Origin of the sequence: Achromobacter sp. K91, from assembly GCF_003576205.1 — a bacterium.
In the GTDB taxonomy this organism is placed as follows: Bacteria; Pseudomonadota; Gammaproteobacteria; order Burkholderiales; family Burkholderiaceae_B; genus Achromobacter; species Achromobacter aegrifaciens.
This window is the reverse complement of sequence record NZ_QWFB01000056.1, coordinates 22,348-43,085: the sequence shown is the minus strand read 5'-3', so window position 1 is coordinate 43,085 and position 20,738 is coordinate 22,348. Positions and strand designations below refer to the sequence as shown.

The 20,738-nt window shown below is 66.9% G+C and carries 16 protein-coding genes; 7 read left to right on the top strand and 9 right to left on the bottom strand.

Annotation, left to right across the window (positions count from 1 at the left end):
• Window position 1: 1 nt before the first annotated feature.
• From DXK93_RS27030 to DXK93_RS27020, 3 genes are all read right to left on the bottom strand, one after another.
• Window positions 2–964 carry a substrate-binding domain-containing protein gene (locus tag DXK93_RS27030; RefSeq protein WP_119451696.1) on the bottom strand — a complete coding sequence of 321 codons (963 nt, stop codon included), beginning with the start codon at window positions 962–964 and terminating at the stop codon, window positions 2–4.
• Window positions 965–983: 19 nt separating this feature from the next.
• Window positions 984–1,925: an ABC transporter permease gene (locus DXK93_RS27025; protein ID WP_054458851.1), complete on the bottom strand. Its 942-nt coding sequence runs from the start codon at window positions 1,923–1,925 to the stop codon at window positions 984–986.
• Window positions 1,926–2,009: 84 nt separating this feature from the next.
• The gene (locus DXK93_RS27020) at window positions 2,010–3,518 is read right to left on the bottom strand and encodes an FGGY-family carbohydrate kinase (RefSeq protein WP_119451695.1); all 1,509 of its coding nucleotides are present in this window, start codon (window positions 3,516–3,518) and stop codon (window positions 2,010–2,012) included.
• Between the two features lie 338 nt (window positions 3,519–3,856).
• Between DXK93_RS27020 and DXK93_RS27015 the strand changes: the two genes are divergently transcribed.
• Genes DXK93_RS27015 through DXK93_RS27005 form a run of 3 tightly spaced genes read left to right on the top strand, consistent with a single transcriptional unit; the run spans window position 3,857 to window position 6,861 of the window.
• Complete coding sequence (locus tag DXK93_RS27015; protein WP_054458847.1) at window positions 3,857–4,792, top strand: 3-keto-5-aminohexanoate cleavage protein; 936 nt, start codon at window positions 3,857–3,859, stop codon at window positions 4,790–4,792.
• A 28-nt stretch (window positions 4,793–4,820) separates the two neighbouring features.
• On the top strand, window positions 4,821–6,020 hold the full coding sequence (locus DXK93_RS27010) for an ABC transporter substrate-binding protein (RefSeq protein WP_054458845.1): 1,200 nt from the start codon (window positions 4,821–4,823) through the stop codon (window positions 6,018–6,020).
• 22 nt (window positions 6,021–6,042) lie between these two features.
• Window positions 6,043–6,861, top strand: a complete 819-nt coding sequence (locus DXK93_RS27005; protein ID WP_119451694.1) for an SDR family oxidoreductase — start codon at window positions 6,043–6,045, stop codon at window positions 6,859–6,861.
• A gap of 9 nt (window positions 6,862–6,870) precedes the next feature.
• On the opposite strand, the gene DXK93_RS27000 is transcribed toward DXK93_RS27005, so the two are convergent.
• Together DXK93_RS27000 and DXK93_RS26995 are read right to left on the bottom strand one after the other, a co-directional pair.
• A complete protein-coding gene (locus DXK93_RS27000) occupies window positions 6,871–7,800 on the bottom strand; it encodes a LysR family transcriptional regulator (protein WP_054458840.1) in 930 nt (309 codons plus the stop codon).
• 97 nt (window positions 7,801–7,897) lie between these two features.
• On the bottom strand, window positions 7,898–9,427 hold the full coding sequence (locus DXK93_RS26995) for a DUF1254 domain-containing protein (RefSeq protein WP_054458837.1): 1,530 nt from the start codon (window positions 9,425–9,427) through the stop codon (window positions 7,898–7,900).
• Window positions 9,428–9,571: 144 nt separating this feature from the next.
• On the opposite strand from DXK93_RS26995, the gene DXK93_RS26990 reads away from it, so the two are divergent.
• On the top strand, window positions 9,572–10,159 hold the full coding sequence (locus DXK93_RS26990; RefSeq protein ID WP_119451693.1) for a hypothetical protein: 588 nt from the start codon (window positions 9,572–9,574) through the stop codon (window positions 10,157–10,159).
• A gap of 21 nt (window positions 10,160–10,180) precedes the next feature.
• Here the strand turns inward: DXK93_RS26990 and DXK93_RS26985 are convergent, their stop codons facing one another.
• From DXK93_RS26985 to DXK93_RS26975, 3 genes are all read right to left on the bottom strand, one after another.
• Window positions 10,181–11,842 (bottom strand): hypothetical protein, encoded by a 1,662-nt coding sequence (locus DXK93_RS26985; protein ID WP_119451692.1) that lies wholly within the window; start codon window positions 11,840–11,842, stop codon window positions 10,181–10,183.
• 101 nt (window positions 11,843–11,943) lie between these two features.
• Window positions 11,944–12,492: an ureidoglycolate lyase gene (locus DXK93_RS26980; protein WP_054458830.1), complete on the bottom strand. Its 549-nt coding sequence runs from the start codon at window positions 12,490–12,492 to the stop codon at window positions 11,944–11,946.
• Window positions 12,489–12,728, bottom strand: coding sequence for an Arm DNA-binding domain-containing protein (locus DXK93_RS26975; RefSeq protein ID WP_054458828.1), 240 nt, complete (start codon window positions 12,726–12,728; stop codon window positions 12,489–12,491). Before DXK93_RS26975 ends, DXK93_RS26980 begins: the two co-directional genes overlap by 4 nt.
• Before the next feature lie 83 nt (window positions 12,729–12,811).
• Between DXK93_RS26975 and DXK93_RS26970 the strand changes: the two genes are divergently transcribed.
• Window positions 12,812–13,192: a cupin domain-containing protein gene (locus tag DXK93_RS26970; protein ID WP_054458825.1), complete on the top strand. Its 381-nt coding sequence runs from the start codon at window positions 12,812–12,814 to the stop codon at window positions 13,190–13,192.
• An 8-nt stretch (window positions 13,193–13,200) separates the two neighbouring features.
• Here DXK93_RS26970 and DXK93_RS26965 read toward each other — a convergent pair whose 3' ends face one another.
• Window positions 13,201–14,442 (bottom strand): MFS transporter, encoded by a 1,242-nt coding sequence (locus DXK93_RS26965; RefSeq protein WP_119451691.1) that lies wholly within the window; start codon window positions 14,440–14,442, stop codon window positions 13,201–13,203.
• Between the two features lie 314 nt (window positions 14,443–14,756).
• Between DXK93_RS26965 and DXK93_RS26960 the strand changes: the two genes are divergently transcribed.
• Window positions 14,757–17,861, top strand: coding sequence for a WG repeat-containing protein (locus DXK93_RS26960; RefSeq protein ID WP_119451690.1), 3,105 nt, complete (start codon window positions 14,757–14,759; stop codon window positions 17,859–17,861).
• Entirely contained in the window at window positions 17,858–20,728 is a 2,871-nt protein-coding gene (locus DXK93_RS26955; protein WP_119451689.1) for a WG repeat-containing protein, read from the top strand. The genes DXK93_RS26960 and DXK93_RS26955 overlap by 4 nt, the downstream gene beginning before the upstream one ends.
• The last annotated feature ends 10 nt before the right edge of the window (window positions 20,729–20,738 follow it).

Sequence of the window (20,738 nt, the reverse complement as noted above, 5' to 3'; positions counted from 1 at the left end):
CTTACTTGGCGGGTTGCAGGAATTTCTGGACATTGCTGGCGTCGACCAGGACGGAGTCCATGAAGAGGTAGGGCCCGGCGGCGATGCTTTCCCTGGGTTCCTTCTTTACGACGATCCGGTCGATGGCGTAGATGGCCTTGGTGCCCATCTGCTCGAAGGGAATCATCATGGTCGCTGTGATGAGACTGTTGGGATCGGCGATGCGGCGGTAGGTCTCCGGGCTGCCGTCGACGGACACGAGCGTGATGTCGCCCTTTTTCATGCCCTGGGCCTGCAGCAGATCGTCGATGACATAGGCCTGGCCGTCGAACGAGGCCCAGATACCCTTGAACTGGCCCTGATGGCGCAGCAGCAGCGCCTGCATGCCGTTGCGCACATCGTCGCGCCAGCTCTGGGTGCGGGCCATGCTGAACTTGGCCAGGTCCTTGACGGCGGTGTTCTCGGTCAGGACGGCGTCCAGCATCTTGCCGCGGATGCGGGTGCCGGAGTTGCCGTCGAAGCGGGCGGACAGAATGTTGCCCTGGTAGCCCATCTTGCCCAGCATGTAGAGGACGGACTGGGCGCCAGTGGCGTATTCGTTGACCTCGACGTCGAACAGCATGTGGGGGCTGGCGCCGGACATCACGCCGACGACGGGTATGCCCTTCTCCTTGGCGGCCTGCAGCTGCGCGTCGGTCTCCACGGGCTTGCCCATGGCGATGACGATGGCGTCGACCTTCTTGTTGACCAGGGTGTCGAGCTGTTCGGCCAGCTTGGGCAGCGAGCCTTCGGCGTTCAGCTGGGTTACGGTCCAGCCCTTGGAGCGGGCGGCTTCGGCAGCGGCGTTGGCGACGCGCGCGTGGGTTTCCGAAGACATCTGGAACGCGACGATGCCCACGTCGAAGGCGTGCGCCGCCGCGCCCACGGCCAGGGCCGGCACCGAAAACACGGCCAACAGCAGATTGCGCATCAAGGATTTACGCATGGTTCTCTTCCCCTTCCGATCAGAATTTGAAGGCCGCTTTCTTCAGCACGGCCGATGACACCGCGACGGACGCGATGATGATGAAGCCCAGAACGATGTCCTGCACGTAATACGGCGCACCCATGAGGACCAGGCCGTTGCCCAGCACCTTGAGGATCAGCGCGGCGACCAGCGTGCCGGGTATGTTGGCATGGCCGGGGTTGAACATGGTCATGCCCAGCAGCACCGCGGCGATGGCGTACAGGAAGTAGTCGCCGGCCATATTGGGCGCGGCCGAAGACAGGCTGGACGTGAGCAGCACGGCCGCCAGCCCCGCGCACAGGCCGGAAAGCGCCAGGCCTATGCTTTTCATGGCACGTATGTTGATGCCGGCCAGCCGCGCGGATTCGCCGGCCTCGCCGGTGGCGGTCATGCGGGCCCCGGTGCGGGTCCATTTCACCAGGAAGAACGCCAGCAGCACGGCGCCCAGCATCCACAGCACCAGGGCAGGAATGCCGAAGGGCTTGCCGCGCGCCAGGTCGGTGAATGCCGCGGGCCAGCGGCCCACATAGGACACGCCATCGGTCAGCATGAAGGCGAAACCGCGCGCCATGGCTGCCATGCCCAGCGTCGCGATCAGCGAGGGCACGCGCAGCCGCGTGACGGCGATGCCGTTCACCAGGCCGCACAGCAGGCCTACGCCGAGGCCCGCGCCTATGGCCAGGAGCACCGGCTGGCCGGTATGCACCAGGGCGCCCGTGACGACCGCCGCGAGGCTGGCGACGTCGGCCACCGACAGGTCCAGTTCGGCCGTGACCAGCGCCAGCGTGAAGCCGATGGCGATGATGGCCAGGAAGCTGGTTTCCTTGGCGATGTTCAGAAGATTATTGGGCGCCGCGAAATTCGGGGCTGCCAACGCGAAGAAAACCACCAGGACCAATCCCGCGATTGCCGTGCCGTACTTTTCCAGGATGCCGCGCATCGACTCAACCCTTACTGCGTTTTGCTTGTTATGTGGGCGCGTCGCTGCGCCCCGCTGATGGCGAGGTAGTTTATACCTGGGCCATCAGCCCATGTCGATGCCGGCCAGCGCGCGCGATACTGGCGCCAGCGCGGCTTCCGCGGCGCGGAACTGACGGTACATGCGGCGATAGGCGTGCGCCCGCTCGGCCTGGGGTTCATAGCGTTGCGCCACGCGCACCAGCGCGTCCTGGGCGGATGCGAAGCTGCCGTAGCGTCCCAGGCCCGTCCAGGCGGCGACCGCCGCGCCCAGCACGCCGGGCTGTTCGGCCTGGCCGACCACCAGAGCGCGTTCGCAGATATCGGCCTTGACCTGGCACCACTGGGCATTGGACGCCGCGCCGCCGCCAAAGCGGATTTCTTCCACGGGACTGCCCAGCGCGCTTTCGGCGCGCTCCAGCACGATGCGGTTGAGAAAGGCCACGCCTTCCAGCACGGCCCAGGCCAAGTCGCCAGGGCCGTGGCGACGGTTCAAGCCCAGGAAGGCGCCGCGCAGGTGTGGATCCCAATACGGCACCCGTTCGCCTTGCAGATAGGGCAGGAACAGCGCCGGTTGCGGATCGCGCGGCGCATCGAGCAAGGCGTCCATGGCCTCGCCCACCCCGGCCATGCCTTCGTCGCCCAGGCGGCCCAGCAGCGGCAAGAGCCACGCCACCGTATCCGCGCCATTCTGGCCTGGCCCGCCAATCTGATGATGTCCGCCGCCCCAGTCCACCGTCATCAGGCCTTGCGCCTGCACCGGCTCGGCGCCCACGGCGCCGAAAACTTCGGTGGTGCCGGAGATGTTGTAGGCGTAACCCGGCCGCAGTGCGCCCAGGCCGGCCACGGCCGCCCAGGTGTCGTTGGCGCAAGCCACGACAGGACGTCCCGACAGACGCGCCAACGCGCCCGATAGACCCTTTTGCACGACGCCTACGACCTCCAGCGGATCGAGCAGACGCGGTACCCAGGCCGGATTGGCCCCCACCGCCGTCAGCAGGTCGGCGCAGTCCGGTCCGGCCGTGGCGGCCGCCGCCAGGCGCGCCATCGACACGGTGTCGCTCACGGTGCGTCCGGTCAGGCGGAAATTCAGATAATCCTTGGGTTCCAGCACCAGCCGCACCCGCGCCGCGTGCTCTGGCTCGGCGTGCAACAGCCAGGCCACGCGCGCCCAGGGATGGAAGGCGTTGATCTGTCCATGCTCGGGATGGGAGGACGGCATGGACGCGAGCCACGCGCCCACGTCCGCCGCCGCGCGCGTATCGCGCCAGGTGATCGCCGGCCGGATGGCAGCGCCGTGCGCATCGATGAAGACCTGCGTGCGCGTGACGCCGCAGATCGCGATGGCCTCTACCGCACTGAAAGCGGCGTCCGCCTGCGCCGCCAGCGCATCGGTCAGGGCTTGCAGCCCGTTCCACCAGGCATCGGCGTCGATCTCGTCCCAGCCAGGATGAGCGGCGGGGCTGGCACGCGCCGGACTTTCGATGAAACACGAATGCGCGATGCCGCCGCGATCGTCCACCAACGCGGCGCGAAAGCGCGTGCCACCCAGATCCACTGCCAGGACGTAGCTCATGCCGGCACCTGCATCAGGCGGATCTGGCCGCGCCCGGGCTGCATGGCCCGCAGCGGGCGGAGGGTCTGGATATCAAGCATGGGAGGCGGCTTCTGCGTGATCGGATGGCCGTCGGAACGGGCGTTCCGGCATAGGCAAATTGTAGTCCTGTCAGGGCCCGCGCGCAGCGCTGGCGCCCAGCGTCGCTGCACCGCAGCACCGGAAATCCTATCAATTGATTATTTCTGTTCAGGTGACACGGGCCGCGGGCGTGGGACAGAATGGCCCACACCCGGAGGAGACAACCGGGGCCATGAAAACCATCAAGAACGCATGCGCAAGCGCGCAGCCCGAGGCCCATGAAAAAGTCCAGGAACAAGGTCATCATTACCTGCGCCATCACCGGATCGGTCCATACGCCGTCGATGTCGCCCCATCTGCCCGTCACGCCCGATGAGATCGCGCAGTCCGCGTTGGATGCGGCCAAGGCCGGCGCCGCCATCGTGCATCTGCATGCGCGCCAGCCCGATACCGGGCAGCCTACCCAGGACCCCGCGCTGTATGCGCAGTTCCTGCCCCGCATCAAGAACGCTTCGGACGTGGTGATCAACATCACCACGGGCGGCTCGCCCGTGCTGCCGCTTGCCGACCGCATGGCGCCCGCGCTGCAATTCAAGCCCGAGGTGGCCTCGCTGAACATGGGTTCGATGAACTTCGGCATGTATGAACTGCTGGAGCGATTCAAGGAGTTCAAGCACGCCTGGGAACGTCCGTATCTCGAAGGCAGCAATGACCTGATCTTCAAGAACACCTTCAAGGACATCGAGCGCATCCTGACCTCGTGCGGCGACAACGGCACACGCTTCGAGATCGAGTGCTACGACATCGGGCACTTGTACACGGCGGCGCATTTCGTCGACCGCAAGCTGCTCAAGCCGCCCTTCCTGATCCAGTCCGTGTTCGGCATACGCGGCGGCATCGGCACGCATCCCGAAGACGTGATGATGATGAAGCGCACCGCGGACCGCCTGTTCGGCGACGACTACATCTGGTCGGTGCTGGCCGCCGGACGCAAGCAGACGCCGCTGGCGACCATGGCGGCCACCCTGGGCGGCAACGTGCGCGTGGGCCTGGAGGACTCGCTTTGGGACGGGCCGGGAGAATTGGCGCACTCGAACGCGGACCAGGTGCGGCGCATCCGCCGCATCCTGGAAGACCTTTCGCTACAGATTGCCACGCCCGACGAGGCGCGCGAAACGCTGCAATTGAAGGGCCGCGACAACGTCGCGTTCTGAACCAGATCCATTCAGTGGGGAGACAGACATGAAAAAGACATTGTGCGCAGCCGCGCTCGCGACGCTGTTGGGGACGGCCGGCATGGCGCAGGCCGACGACGGCGTGATCCGCATCGGCTTCATCACCGACATGTCCGGCCTGTCGGCGGATGCCGACGGCCCGGGCGGAGCAGAGGCGATCAAAATGGCGGTGGCGGACCTGGGCGGCGTGGTGGCGGGGAAAAAGGTCGAGGTGCTGGTGGCAGACCACCAGAACCGGGCCGACATCGCCTCGTCCAGGGCGCGCGAATGGCTGGACCAGAAGGGCGTGAACATGCTGATTGCGGGCGCCAATTCCGCGGCAGCGCTGGCGATGGCGAAAGTGGCCGAAGAAAAGAAGACGCCGTTCTTCGTGGTGAGCGCGGGCGCCTCCGAGCTGACGAATTCGCAATGCACGCCCTACACCGTGCACTATGTGTACGACACGGTTTCGCTGGCGCGCGGCACGGCCCGCGCGATGATGAAGGAAGGCAACAAGGACTGGTACTTCCTGACGGTGGACCACGCCTTCGGACACGCGCTGGAGCGCGATGCCTCAGCGGTGGTGCAGGCCGACGGCGGCAACGTCAAGGGGCGGGTCCGGCACCCGCTGAACGCGGCGGATTTCTCTTCCTTCATCCTGCAGGCGCAGGCATCCGGCGCATCGGTGCTGGGGCTGGCGAACTCGGCCAGCGACACCAGCAATGCCGTCAAGGCAGCCAATGAATTCGGCCTGACGCCCAAGATGAAGATCGCGGGCCTGCTGGTATTGATTACGGACGTGCACGCGCTGGGACTGCAAGCCGCGCAGAACATGTATCTGACCACGGCCTGGTACTGGGACCAGGACGACGCCTCGCGCAAGTGGGCCGCGCGCTTCGAAGCCACCATGAAGAAAAAGCCGTCGATGCTGCAAGCCGGCGACTATTCCGCCGCCACGACCTATCTGAAGGCAGTGGAAGCCACCAAGAGCACCGATGGCGACACCATCATGAAATGGCTGAAGGCGAATCCGGTCAACGACTTCTTCGTAAAGGACGGAAAGATCCGCGCCGACGGCCTGATGGTGCACGACATGTTCCTGATGCAGGTGAAGAGCCCGTCGGAGTCGAAGGCGCCCTGGGACTACTACAAGCTGGTGGCCCGCGTGCCGGGCGATCAGGTCTATACCTCGCCGGCGGAATCGACCTGCCGTTTGATGAAGCCCTGAGCCGTAACGACAAGGATCTGGCATGACTATGAAGAACGTTGTTCCGGGGGACATTTCCGCGTTGCCCGTGGATCTGTCCGGCAAGCGCGTCATCGTGACCGCGGGCGCCGCCGGTATCGGCGCGGCAATCGCCGCCGCATTCGCGGACCGCGGCGCCAAGGTGCACGTCTGCGATGTGGATGGGCAGGCGCTGGCGGCCTGCCCTCACCCCTGGTCGCGCGCCGACGTGAGCCGGCGCGAAGAGATCGACCGCTATATGCAGGAAGCGCTGGCGCAGCTGGGCGGCCTGGACGTGCTGGTCAACAACGCCGGCATCGCCGGCCCCACGGCAGGGATCGCGGACATCCAGCCGCAGGAACTGGACGCCACGCTGGACATCAACCTGGCATCGCAATTCCACACGGTGCGGCATGCGCTGCCGGCGCTGCGTACGTCGGGCGGCGGCAGCATCATCAACATCAGTTCGGTGGCGGGCCGCATGGGCATCCCCATGCGCACGCCCTACGCAGCGACCAAATGGGGCGTGGTGGGCTTGACGCGTTCGCTCGCGGTCGAACTGGGCGGCCATGGCATCCGCGTCAACGCGCTGCTGCCCGGACTGGTGGCGGGGCCGCGGATCGACCGCGTGATCGAGGCGCGTGCCCGGAACATGGGCCTGACCGTGGAAGAAGAGACCCGGCTGGAGCTGGCCGGCGTCAGCCTGCGGCAGTTCGTGCGGGCCGCCGACATCGCCAACATGGCTTTGTTCCTGGCCAGCCCGTTCGGAGCGATGATCAGCGGGCAGGCGATCAGCATAGACGGCGACCTGCAATCGCTGCCCTGGCAGCCGCCGGCGGAGTAGGACCGGCGTCTACTCCAGCAACTGGACCGTATGCGCATAGACGCCCTGGCGGCGGTCCTGAGCCGTGGCGCGCAGGGCGTCCAGCAGCCGCTCGGCCAGGTCCTGCCCGCGCTCTTCCTTGCGGGTGATGAGGTAGAAATCGAACCACTGCCGCGACGCCAGGGGCCGGGCGACCAGATCGGGATAGGCCGCCACGATGTCCCAGGCGGAGAGCGCATTGACCAGGCTGATGCCCCGGACCGCCCGCACCGTGCCGGGCAGCAGCGACATGTGCGCCCGCATGCCCGAGCTAAGCAGCAGCGTATCCGCGATGTCGCCCTGGGCCACTACATAGTCGGACCACAAGGGCTTCACATAGGTGTCTGGCGGTATATCGGCCGCCGCGATGGTGTCGCGCCCGGCCAAGGGGTGGTCGCGATGCGCGATGGCCATGACGTCGGCGCGCAGAAACGGCGTGAACGCCAGGCGGGCGCTGTCGCGCTCCACCGCGCCCAGGCCGAAGTCCGCGCGCATGGTTTCGACCGCGCTGATGGCCTGCACGGATGATTCGATGTCGATGGAAAAAGGCCGGGTGCCGTTGGCGTCCAGATAGCGCCGCACCGCGTCGGGCGCGTAGCCCAGCGCCAGCGCGGGCGAAGACGCGATGCGCAGGCCGCGCCCGCCGAATTGTTCGATGCTGTGCAGGGCCTCGTCGATGCGGACCAGCTCGTCCAGCACGAACTTGGCCTCGCTGTACAGGTACTGTCCGGCCTCGGTCGGACGCAAGGTCTTGTGGGACCGGTCAAACAGCTGCACGCCGGTCGCGCCTTCCAGGCGGGATATCGCGTGGCTGACCGCCGGCTGCGTCAGGTGCATGGACTGCGCGGCCTGCCGGGTCGATCCGGTCATGACCACCGCGTAGAAAATGCGCAGGTCGTGAATATTGAAATTGCGCTTCATGCGGCGCGAGCCTCCCTGGGTGGTCGGTTGCCCGACTGCGCCCGGCCGGACGTCGATGGCCGGCCTGCGCGAGGCCTTCTTGTAGCCCAGACCGCCGCTAGTGTCGAACCTGGAGCGGGGAAGGCGCGGACCGCGCCTGCGGCGCCTGTCTGGCCCGTTCAATCTGCGGCGAAGTCCACTTGCCTTCCAGCAGCGCGGGCTTGGGCCAGTAGTACCTCAACGTGACCATGAAGGGCCCCGCCGGCGCGGGCAGCCAGTTGGACTCCTTGCCCTTGCCGGGCGACTCCGACTGGATGTAGATCGTGATGCCGCCATCGCGATCGCGTTTGAGCGACGGCAGCATGGACGAATTGATCAGGTACCGCTTGAGCGGATTGGACGCCAGCAGCTGTTCGGGCAGGCGATACATGGTCATGGACCAGAATGCGTTGACGGGCGGCAGGCTGCGCGGGGCGAAGCGCAAGGTGTATTTGTTGCGGCCGTCCAGCGGCTGGCCTGTGCTGTCGTTTTCCAGCACGGGATAGAGCGCTTCCTCGCGGCTGTTGCCGCCGATGCCGACCTGCGTGCCGGTGGCGCGTGCGAGGTAATCGTTCTTCAGCGTATTGCGGTCCCCGAAGAGCCGATCGGTCTTGCCATTCAGGGCCTCGCGGTTCTTGTCGATATCGTTCTGGCCGTCGTGCATGCCTTCCTGCAAGGCGCGGCGCAACGCGGGGTTCATGCTGTTGAAGTCGAACTCCCGGCCGGGTTCCAGGCCGATGCTGGCAAAGCGTTCGCGCAATGATTGTTCCGAAGAATGGGTCGGCGCGAACTGCAGCAGGAAGGCAAGCTGGTTGTAGAACTCCAGCGAACTGCGCATCTGCGCGGGCGGCTCGGGCGCTATCCAGTCCACCGCCGGCGCCGGTTCCGGCGCGCGCTGCTTGCGGTAGGCGGACAGCGTCTGGATCTTGTAGCGTGACTGGATGCGCTTGACGTTGGGCAGGTCGCCCGCATTAAAGAGCTGGGTGCGCCCGACCAGATTGACCAGATCGGTCTCCGACCGGATTACCTTGGTGATGCCTGCCGGCGCCTTGCCCTTCCAGCGCGGGCCGGCCACCAGGAACCGGCCGCCGCCATTGCCCGTGCTGCGGCTGCCGATGTAGGCGAAGTTGTAGGTGTACAGGTCCATCAGCTGCAGCACGAAGTAGCGGCGCGGCTCCATGGCGGGCACGGTGATGACCACGGGTTCGGCGCGCAGGTCCAGCACCGCGAAGGTGTACGGCGTGTCGGCGTTGGGCGTGACGAAGGCGGTGTCTTCGGGCGTGAAGACGCGCGCGACGTTGTTGACCGTATTGAACGGACCTTTGTACTGGGGGTTGTTCTTGTCGATGCTGAAGGCATGCATGGTCTGGTAGCTTGCGACCATGGGCGTGCCGTAGAGATAGGCTTCGCGGGCGATGGCGCGCGCCTGCTGCGCGGTGACGCCGTCGATGCCTACCGATTGCGAACCGCTCGAATCATGGGAGTTGAAGGCGCATCCCGCCAGTCCGCCCGCCAGCGCGGCCGCGACCATCAGGCGCGCCGCCATCAGCGCGGGACCGCTGCCGCGGACCTTGGAGGAAAATCCAGTGCTACTCTGGCTATCGCGCATCCGGTGCTCCAACACAACACTGCGTGAGGTTGGCGACGCCCATGCGGCCGGCATCGCATTCAAAGCGTAAAGTCCGGGGAATTCTGGCATATTTCCTGGCGATGTAGAAGAAACAGCGAGCCAGAACGGGAACAGCACCAACCCATGCATACGCAAGATCCGGCCGCGGAATACCCGCAGATGAACATACGCGCGTCCTCTTACTTCGTGCTGCAGGCGACGCATGCGTGCATGCGCTGCGGCGAAGAAACGCCGGTGCACGCCCTGGCGGTGCCGCCCGGCCATCAATGCACGGAAGCCGACATCGAGCTGGACGAAGCCGATGCCGACAGCCCCGGGCTGAGCCCCACGGATTTCAGCACGTGGCTGTTCAGCCCGCCGCAATGGCTGGATATTGCCGATCCCGCGCTGATTTCCCAGACCGGGCTGCTGTCGCCCGCGGTGGCGCAGGCCATGCAGGCACTGTCTCCCCACTACCGCCAGAACCCCGACAACCAAGGGCAATGGACCAACTTTTGCGCCCACTGCGGCAAGCCGATATGGGAGGGCGATCTATACCCGACACCGGGCCAGGCTTTCAGCCCCGCGGACGCCGAGGCGGCCGCGCGGATCCAGGTCCGCAAGGTGGAAGAGCCATTCGAGGCCTACTACGGCATGTGCTGGACAGCCAACTACCGCAACAAGTGGCCGCTGTTCGCCCGCCTGGGCTACGAATACAGCGAAGCGGATTGACGGCGAGGGCGGCTCCGCACTCTAGCGGGACGCCTTGCCCGCCACGAATTCCAGCCCCTGCCTGGCCACGTCGAACACGGGGTAGGCCAGCGACTGCATCTTGATCATGGTGTCCAGCACCGCCGTCAACACCGGCTGCCCGCCCGCGGCTTGCGTCCACGCCTGGTAGGTGGGATGCGAGGTCAGCGGCGTGCTGATGGCCGCGCGCGCCAGCAGGCAGACCAGCAGCACCGCGGCCAATAGCGCCCCCGCCTTGACCAGCGGACTCCTGAAGCGCCAGCCGCTCGCAAGCTGCGCCAGCAGCAGGCCGGTCTTGCCGATGTGGACCAGGGCGCCCAGCAGCGACAGCGTCAGGGCGAACACGGGCGCGATCATGGCTTCATAGGCCTTTTTTCCTTCGGCCTCGCGCTTGCCGCCGGCGCCGTAGTCCCGGGCCTGGCTGCGGTAGTCCTGCAGGCGGTCCATGGTGCGGCCGGCCAGCACCGGCTGGTAGTAGCGCTTGTTGAATTCGTCCGCCGAGATCACGGCCAGCGTCAGGCGCGCCACCTTGTCCGGATAGCCCAGGCTTATGCGCCATTTCTTCTGCACGACCGGATGCGCGGCAAACGCCTCCAGCCCCAGGTTGGGCGGCATGCCTTCCAGTTCGCGTTGCAGCGCCTCGTCCATCTGCTTGCGGTACTTCTGCTGCGCCAGGCGCACGAAGTAGGCTTTGTCGCCGGTGCGCCAGGAATCGGGCACGTCCAGCCCCATCTTGCGCACTTCGTCCCGCACGCGCGGCGCCACGAAGCCGGGTACCAGCTCGCCGCTGCGGTCGCGCAGGCGGGCGCGGCCCCACTTGCGGTTCTTGGCGTCCAGCCGGTCCAGGTAGTGTTCCCAATCGCGCTCGGCGCGCGCCGGGATTCGCGCCAGTTCTTTCTGGTGGTTCTGGATGCCGCGCTCGTAGAAGTATTTGTGGCGGCCGCGGATATCTTCCTGGCTGTCGACGAAACGCTGGTACTCCGCGTCCCGCCCGCCCACGTTCTGTTCGATCACGGCGCGCACCACCTCGGGCGCGATCGCCATGGTCTGCCGGCGCGCCGCGTCGGATTGCGCGGCCATGTAGGACACCACGCCCACGAAAGCCTTGCCGGCCACCGACTGTGCGTTCTCGTCGGCCCATAGCCCATCGAGCATGCTGGCGCTTACGGTGCCGGTGGCCAGCCCTTGACGCAGCAAGGCGCCAGTGACGGCGGCGGCGCGGCTTTCAGCGGTGGAGCTGTCCACCAGGGAGTCGATCAGCTTGCGCTCCCCCTGATACACCGCGGTGATGATGGCCAGCGACACAACGATCAACAACGGCACCGTGATCCGCCATCGGCGGGTGCGCGCGAAAATGACGGGCCAGACCAGCAGGGCCACGGCAAAGCCCGAAATCAGGCGTCCCCATGCCTCGGCCGTGTCCACGCGGTTGCTGGCGTTTTCAGACATCACGTCCAGCAGCCAGGCGCTGAAGCTGAATTCGATGTAGAGATACAGCAGCGTGACCACGGTCAGGACACGCAGGCCGCGGGCCTTGGGATCGCGAGTCAGGAAGCGCTGGCGCAGGCGCTGCCAGCGGGTGGGCGGCGGATTGGGTGTTTGGGTGGCCTGCTTTATCTTGGCTGCGAGATTTCGTCTCAGCGCCTCGATCGATACTTCACTCATGGGGGAATTCTTGGGTTGCTATGACCGGAGGCGGCAGTCTGCCATCCCGCCTGCCTGCCGGTAAGCGGGAATACGCCGCGACTAGCGGCGAAGATCAGCGTTTAGGCGGCCTGGGCCTGGGCTTCGAGCCGTTGGACCGGAATCGCGACAATGGCGCTTTCGCTGGCGGAAGCATCCGTGGTCAGGTGCTGGATCAGGTCCACTGTGGTGGAACGGCGGGTCAGCATCAGGCAGGTGACTTCCTCGTCCGTGACGCGCGTGGCGTGCCAGCAGCCCGGGCGCATGCAGACGCCCTGCCCCTGCGGCACGCGGAATGCCGCGAGCGTGGCCAGGTCCGGACTGCCGTCAGCCGCGCTGCGCGCCACGACCTGGATGATCTCGCCCGTCAGCGGCACGATGGCCTGCTGCGTCAGCAGATGCTTTTCCAGGCTGGAGATTTCAAAGGACTGGCTGCGGTAGTTGACCCACAGCAGCTCGGCGTCGCCGCCGGCGCCGGTGTTGAACAGATGCTCCTGCCAGAAGTCAGTATCCGGATTGGAGAACAGCGGCACGCCATTGCCGTCCGGCATGGGCTTGCCCAGCATCCAACCGTAGGCCCTGAAGGCGTCCGGCGTCAGATCGTTGATGTCCAGCTGCTTGTCGCTCGTCATGCGGAACCCTGTGGTGGCTTGGTCGCGCCGCCGCGCTTGGGAAACTCGGCGTCGTAGTCGAATTCGCCGCGCGCGATGGCCTCGAGAATGGCGGCCCGCCTGTCGGCGGCGCGCTTGAGGTTGGCGGCGGTGGGCTTGGCCCGGATGCGTTCGACGCAATGCCGGCCTTCATAGAAGAAGCCGATCTCGATGGAAGACTCGGACGCGGGCCTGACCCCGTCGAATCCCTGGCGCATCGCCCTCTCCTGTTATAGCCGATGAAGATGCACATGATATCGCTTTACACTGGCCCGACACTTCTCACCCCAGGAAGCGCAACATGACTACCAATCTGTCGTCGCACTATCTCCTGCTGGACGCCTCAGGCGCCTGTAGTGCCGTCGAAGGCGGCAACGCCTTCTGGTCGCAGCCCGAAGAGGAACTGGAGCGGTTCGGCCGCGGCTGGCTGGTGTCCGAATACGCCTTCGAAAAGGACTGGCCACAATGGGAAATGCACCCGCAGGCCGACGAGGTCTTGCGCCTGATCGAAGGCGCCGCGGAATTGCGGCTGGAATGGCCGACGGGCGAGCAGGCCGTGCGGATGCAGGCGGGCGACGCCTATGTGGTCCCCAAGGGCATCTGGCACACGCTCAAGGTGGCCGGTCCCTGCCGCATGCTGCACATCACCATGGGCGCGGGCACGCAGCACCGGCCGCTGTAGGCCACCCGCTATCCGGGCGCGCCCGCGGTGCGGACGCGGGGAATCTCGCGGTCGTCTATCGGCCAATGCAGCGCCGCCGACAGCACGCCCAGCGCCATCGCGCCCAGCCAGATCAGGTCGTAGGACCCCGTGGCCTCGAACACCACGCCGCCCAGCCACACGCCCAGGAAGGAACCGAGCTGGTGGCCGAAGAACACGAAGCCGAACAGGGTCGTGATGTAGCGCACGCCGAACACCTGGGATATCAGCCCGTTGGTGAGCGGCACCGTGCCCAGCCAGACAAAGCCCATGACCGCCGCGAACACATATACGGTCCACGACGACAGCGGCAGCAGCACGAACAGCGCGATGGCGGCCGTGCGCAGCAGGTAGATGCCGGCCAGCAGGTACTTGCGGCGGTGGCGTCCGCCCAGGACGCCGCAGACATAAGTGCCCATGACGTTGGTCAGCGCGATGATGGCCAACGCCGCCACCGCGTCGGACGCGCGCAGGCCTTTGTCCATCAGGTAGGCGGGCAAATGCGTGCCGATGAAGGCCAGCTGGAAACCGCAGGCCAGGAAACCCAGGTTCAGCAACCAGAAGCCGGGCTGGGCGAAGGCCTCGCGTATGGCCGCGGACATGGACAGCCCCGCCTCGCCCGCGGACGCGCCCTGCTCCCGGCCGGGAGACTCCCGCAGCGGCCAAGCCAGGGGCAGCAGCACGGCCAACGCCAGCGCGAACGACAGCAGGGCCGCGACCCAGCCCCAGCCGCTGATCAGCCATTGGGCGGCCGGCACCATGGTGAACTGGCCCAGGCCGCCCACGGCGCCCGCCACGCCCAGCGCCCAGCTGCGGCGCTCGGGCGCCACCAGCCGGCTGAGCGCGCCGTAGATCGCGGCAAATGCAGTGCCGGACAGCGCGATGCCTATGCATACCCCGGCGGTCCACAGGAACCCGGCGGGCGTAGTGGCATGCGCCATGCCTACCAACCCCAGCGCATAGAACACCAGCCCGCCCGCGATCACTTTGGCCGAGCCGTAGCGGTCGGCAATCATGCCGGTAAAGGGTTGGACCACGCCCCAGGTCAGGTTCTGCACCGCCATCGCCATGGCGAAGGTCTCGCGGCTCCAGCCCCGGTCCATCGTGACGGGCAGGAGGAACAGGCCCTGCACGTGGCGCACGCCCAGCGCCAGGCCCATGATGACGCCGCCGGCCAGCACCAGCAGCAACAGCTGAGAAGCATCCAGTGAAGACTTGCGCAGGACGGGCATGGCGGACCTCGGCAGTGGAACGTCGCCTGCGTGCGAGCAGGCACCGGCGTCCATTACAGGGCCGCACGACGCGCGCATCAACCGATTATTTTTTGTCCGCTGCATGCATGGCGGGAATGCCAGCGCTGCCCCTTTCCGGACAGCGGCGGCAGTGTTGTTAACGGTTTGTTTTCTAAAGTTACATTTGCCGCGCAATTGCCCGCTGACGCTGGTTACAGTGCTGCCTTTCCCATCATTCTTGGCAGGCATACGACCATGTGGCACGCCCAGCCCGGCCTTTACGCTTGCGCGGTTGCAGCCCGCGCCGCTGCACAATGAAGACCCCGCTCGCCCTCAAACCCCTGGCGCTGGCCGTGGCGCTGGCCGCCCTGCCCGTCGTGCCTGGCGCGGCGCAGGCCAGGTCCAACTGGATCGACCAGTGCGCCCCTGGCTACAACGAATACAACGGCGCCAACCTGGAATGCCAGCAGGCCTTCCACGAAGGGCTGGCCGCCGTGCTGACCGGATCGGCCGATGACGACGCCGGCCGCTGGGGCTATCTCGACAAGCGAGGCCGCATGGCCATCGCGCCGTCCTTCCAGGAGGCCAAGTCCTTTCAGAACGGCCTGGCCGCCGTGAACCAGGATGGGCTATGGGGCTATATCGATACGCAAGGGCAATGGGCGATCAAGCCGCGCTTTTCCGAGGCAACGGGCTTTAACGCCGAGGGTTCCGCACTGGCCGAGGAAGACGGGCACGATGTGCTGATCGACCGCAAGGGCAACATCATCAAGACCTTCGAGCTGGGCACGCGCTCGTGGGGCTTCCAGCGGGGGCAGAAGCTGGCATCGATGGAGATGCCCATGCCGCCGCGCCTGTTCAATACCGCAACCGGCAAGGCGGCGACGCTGCCTGCCGGCGTCATGGCGCTGGCCGCGCCCAGCGGCGGCTACCTGCCCGCCCAGTTGCGCGATTCGCGCTACAGCGGTTGGTGGGGGCTGCTGGACGAGCAGGCCCGCTGGGCGATCGCGCCGGACGTGTTGCGCGCCCGCGAGCCCGCATTGCGCGACGGCGACGTGCTGGCGGTGAGCCGCGACGCAGGCTGGACGTTCGTGGATCCGCGCGGCAAGACCATCCACAAGCAGCGCTATGAGCATGTGCAACTGGCGGGGCCTGGGCTATGGCTGGTCAAGCAGAAAGGCGCGGGCAAGGCGCTGCTGTTGAACGCCAAGCTCGGCGTCCAGCATGCATTCAAGGGCAATTACATCGGCCTGGATGAACGCGAGGGCTGGCGCGTCATGATCGATGACGAAGCCGTGCTGCTGATCGATCCCGCCGGCAATTTCCGCAAGATAGACGCGCGCCATGGCCGCGTGCAGCTGAGCAACGGGCAGGCCTGGGTGACGGCTTCCTTGCCGCCGCGCGCCGTGGATATGGCGGTCGACGCGGCCGAGGCCGCGGCAGTGGCAGCCGATGCCGCAGCGGCCGGCGCCGCCGCGGTCCCTGATGACGGTCCCGGAGAGGCGGTGGAGGCCTCGGCCGACGCCGCAATTGCGGCGCAGGAGGCGGTCGCCGCGGCAGCCGCGGCCTCGGAAGCCGAGACCGTGGCCGTCGACGTCGCCACGCCTGCCGCAATGGACGTGGCCGCCGCCGCAGTGGACGCCGCCGCAGTGGACGCCGCCGCGCAAGCGACGAGCGCGGATGCCGCGCCCGACACCGGCGGCGGCTTGCTGCAGATCTATACGCGCGAAGGCAAGCCGCTGCTCGACGCCGACACCGTCGCACGCCTGCAGGACTACGACATCAGGGCCTTTTCCGCGCGCGAGTCCGCACACGGCCGGGCCTTCGCGGACAGCTTGCCGCTGGCCCTGTTGCGGCCCCTGGACTACACGCAGCCTCTCGGCATACTGACGTCCAAGGGCAAGATCGTGACCAACCCGGACTGGGAGGACATGTCCAGCTACGACGTGACCATGCCCTTGCCGGTGCGCGCCGCCAACGGCAAGTATGGCGCCATCGACGCCGACGGCAACTGGGCTGTGCAGCCGCGCTACAGCGTCATCCATCCGTTCCGCGGCGGCTACGCGCAGGCGGGCGCGGGGCGCAGCCGCAGCGACGGCGACCAGTTGATCGACGCCCGAGGCAAGGCCGTCGCGGTCCCTGCCGAGATACTGGACGGCGCCAGGTATTTCGACGGCGAACTGATCCAGTACCGCGCGCCGGACGAAAACCGCGAGAACCGCTGGGGCATCTGGAATGTCGCCAAGGGTGCGCCCGCCGTCAAGCCGGTGTACGAAAGCATGGAGAAGTTCGAAGACGATTGGACCAAGGTCCAGCACCAGGACCGCTGGGGCGTCATGAACCGCGAGGGCAAATGGGTGGTGCCCGCCACGCAGGACAGCTCGTACAAACTCGAATATCTGGGCAACGGCCTCATGCTGGTCGAGGACAACGCTCCCGGACAACGCTCCCGCAGCTCTTTCGACGCCACCTACCGCCTGGTGAACCTGCGCACCGGCAAGCCCAGCGAGCCCGTGACCGGCAAACCTGAGCGCCTGAAGGACGGACGCTACCTGGCCGCGCTGGCGGGCGGCGGAACCATGTTGTTCGACGCCAAGGGCGGCGCCACGCGAGTCTCCGACGGCCGAGCCAAGCGCACGGAGCTCTACCAGCACTGGCTCTACATCGAACATGACGACCGCGAGGGCGCCATCGATGCCCGCGGCAACATGAAGGTTCCCGCCATCTACGGCGAGTTCAATCCCTTCTTCGCGCAGCCCGAGGGGCTGGCGCGCGCCTACAACGGCTCCGACTACCGCGTGATCGACCAGGAAGGCAAGACCGTGCTGGGCAAGCTGGGCGACGGCTCGCCGCTGGCAACCATGCAGCGCATCGTGTTCCACGACTCGGAAAATTCCGTCAGCATCATGACGGACCTGCAGGGCCGGGAGATCACGCGCATCGACGGCACCTACAGCGTGGAAGACCGCAGCGCCAACGAAGGCGTAGCCCCCTATCGCAGCCGCTCGGGCAACGGCAGGCACGGCTTCATCGATGCCAACGGCAAGCGCATCGTGGGACCGCACTTCGACACGCTGGGCCCGCTGAACAACGGCCTGGCGGTGGCGCGCCGCCTGCAGTATTCCGGCACGCTATATGGCTACATCGACCTGACGGGACGCTATGCGATTCCGCCCGTCTTTACCTGGGCCGGAAACTTCAGCGAAGAACGCGCGCTGGTCCGCAGCAACCACCAGGGCCGGAACACGCAGTACATCGATACCAAGGGCGTGCCCATCGCCACGTTCACCGAGGTATGCGACACGGTGACCATCCTGGACGACCAGGGCAGGATCACCTGGCCGCAGCAGAAAATGGATTGCCCCGTGGCCGACAAGTTCGAACTCGCCCCCGACAACGCCAAAGCGAAACAACCATGAAGTCACGCGCGATACGCACCACCCGCCTTGCCTGCGCCCTGGCCGCGCTGGGCGCGTCCCTGTCGGCGCATGCGCAATACTCGTACTGCATCGAGGAAAAGCCCTACAGCGTCGCAGCCGACGACGACATCAGTCCCTACGCCAACGGCTGCATCCGCACGCTGGCGGACCAACGCGCCGCAGTGCTGCTGCCGTCCGCGCTGGTGAACATCGACCGCGTGCCGCGCGATCATTCGCTGCGCCGCCATGCCTGGGGTTTCCTGGACCAGAACGGCCGGCTGGCGATTTCGCCCATCTTCGAAGCGGTGGGCGATTTCCGTCACGGCCTGGCCGCGGTGAAATGGAAAGGCAAGTGGGGCTTCATCGACACCAAAGGCCGGATGGCGGTGCCGCCGCGCTATGACGCCGTGCAGGACTACGCCGAGATCGGCCTGACCGTGGCCATACTGGACGGCCGCTATCTATTGATAGACCGCAAGGGCCAGCCGGTGGGCGCACCGTTGGACGAAGGCGTGCAGTCCTTGCACGTGGGCGCGGGCGTGCCGGCGCTGGCGACGGTGGAATACAAGCCGGAGTACCGCTCCAGCACCGGCGAACGCCGTTACAGCGATGCCGGCGTCAGCATCATCAAGTCCTATGGCAACGGCCTGTACATCGCCACCAACAAGGAAGGCCGGTACGGCCTGGTGGACCGGGACTGGAAGTGGGTGCTCGAGCCCGACTATCAGGACATCTCGGTGCCGGGCGAAGACGGCTCGATGGCCGTCGCCTATGCCGACGGCGGTGCGCTGCTGCTGGACCTCGATGGCAAGCCCGTGGGCGCTGACCAGGGCTATCGCAGCCTGATGCCCGTGACCAAGGCATTCTGGAGCGCCGAGCTCGGCCGCGGTTCCTATGTGGTGCTGGATAGCGGCGGCAAGCCCGTCGTTACGCTCAAGTCCGCCGAAGCGCAGGAATCGCAGCGCCACGGCGACGCCATCGTCTACCCCTCGGGCGGCAAGCAGATGGCGCTGGTTCCGGGGCGCGCGGAGCCGCTGACGCTGGGCGCGGGCCTGTTCGTGGCCGAGGACCAGAACGGCTACGTGCTGTTCTCGAACGAGGACCGCGTACCGGTTGGCCTGCTGACGCCGATGGGCAACTGGCTGCACGGCGAAACGGCGCCCGCCTGGCTCAAGGACACCGGCAGGATGGTGGTCAGCCAGGGCAAGCTGTGGCTCTTCAAGCAGGAAGGCGAACTGCTCAACGTGCTGGACGATGAAGGCCGCCTGCTGCTCAAGCCCGAAACGGTGGAAGCCGCCAAGAGCCGCTCGCTCAAGGAGCTGCCGCTGGACATACCCGGCAGCGCACTGGGCCTGCTGGCCCAGGACCACTGCCAATGCACCGAGGACGGCGCCGGCCTGCTGCTGGCCGACGGCGGCATTGCCTCCGATCCGGCCTGGCGCAGCATCATCCCGCTGGACGGATCCGACGAGGATTACGGCGCGCAGGCGGATGCGGAAGCCGCCGGACTCAAGGCGGAGCAGCTGCGCTACGCAGCCCAGACCGCCGCAGGCCTGCTGCTGCTCGATGCCGTGGGCAAGCCCATGGATCTGCCCGCGCAGCAGCACATCGGGCCGTTCCGCCATGGTTACGCACCGGCCTACGCCGATGGCGTGAGCCGCATGCTGGACCGCAGCGGCAAGACCTACGACCTGCCCCGCGACTTCTTCGAAGCGCAGATCGTCGCCCCCGGCGTGGTCCGTTTTCTCAAGACCGCAGCCGAGGGCTCGCCCTGGGGCCTGTACGACTTCGTCGCCGGCAAGGAAATCGCCGCGCCCGCGTTCCAGGACATCGGCCTCTTCCAGGACGGCCAGGCGGTCGCCTCGCTGGGCCAGGATCGCGTCGGGATCATCGACCTTAAGGGCAAGTGGATCGTGCCGCCCAGCCACCACAGCGCGGAACGCATCACCGCCAAGATCTGGAAGCTGCGCCAGGCCGGCCCGCAGCAGGAAGAGTACGAACGTCCCGCCGCCGTCTTCAATGCCGAGGGCCGCGCGCTGACCGCCTTCCGGCCCAAGCTCTCGGTCGGCGTGGACAGCGAAGGCGCAATCGCAGCCAGCGACGACAAGCACCGCTGGACCATTGCGCCTGACGGCTCGCAAGCGGTGGACATGGAAGATGCGGACTACGTGCGCATGGGCGACTGGACGGTGCTGCGCCGCCAGCCGCGCCAAGGCTATCTGGACAGCCAGGGGCAATGGCAGATCGCGCCGTCCTCGGCCGTCGCCGGCGCCTTCCGCGGCGCCCCCGCCCGCGCCCTGCTGGCGGGCGAAGACGGTCCGCGCCTGATCGACGACCAGGGCAAGACCGTGACCGCGTTGCCCGCCGGCGAATGGCGCTGGCCGCTGGGCTCCGACATGCTGCTGCGGCATTACTACGCGGGCAACCGGGAGATGACCGACTACACCGGCCTGGACGGCAAGAAGCGGCTTTCCGTCGAGGGCCTTGCGTCAGCCTATTCCGAAGGGCGCGCGGTAACGCGCGTGTCCAACCGCGGCATGCGCGCGCTGGACGGCAAAGGCGCGCTGTCCGGCCCGGCATTCGACGCGCTGGGCCCGCTGCGCGAAGGCCTGGCGCCGGTCGGCATCGATAGCGGCTACGGCTACGTGGATGCGCAGGGCAAGGTCGCGATCGCCGCGGATTACCGGGTGGTCGCGCCCTTCAGCAAGGGCCGCGCGGTGGTATCCACGCTGGAGCAATCGATGATCATCGATCCCACCGGCAAGCAGGTGGCGCGCGTGGAAATGGAATGCGGCATTCGCACGCTGTACGGCTCGCACAACCAGCGGCTGTGGCCGCTGAGCCTGCCCAGCCGCTGCCCCCGCTAGCGCCGCGCGC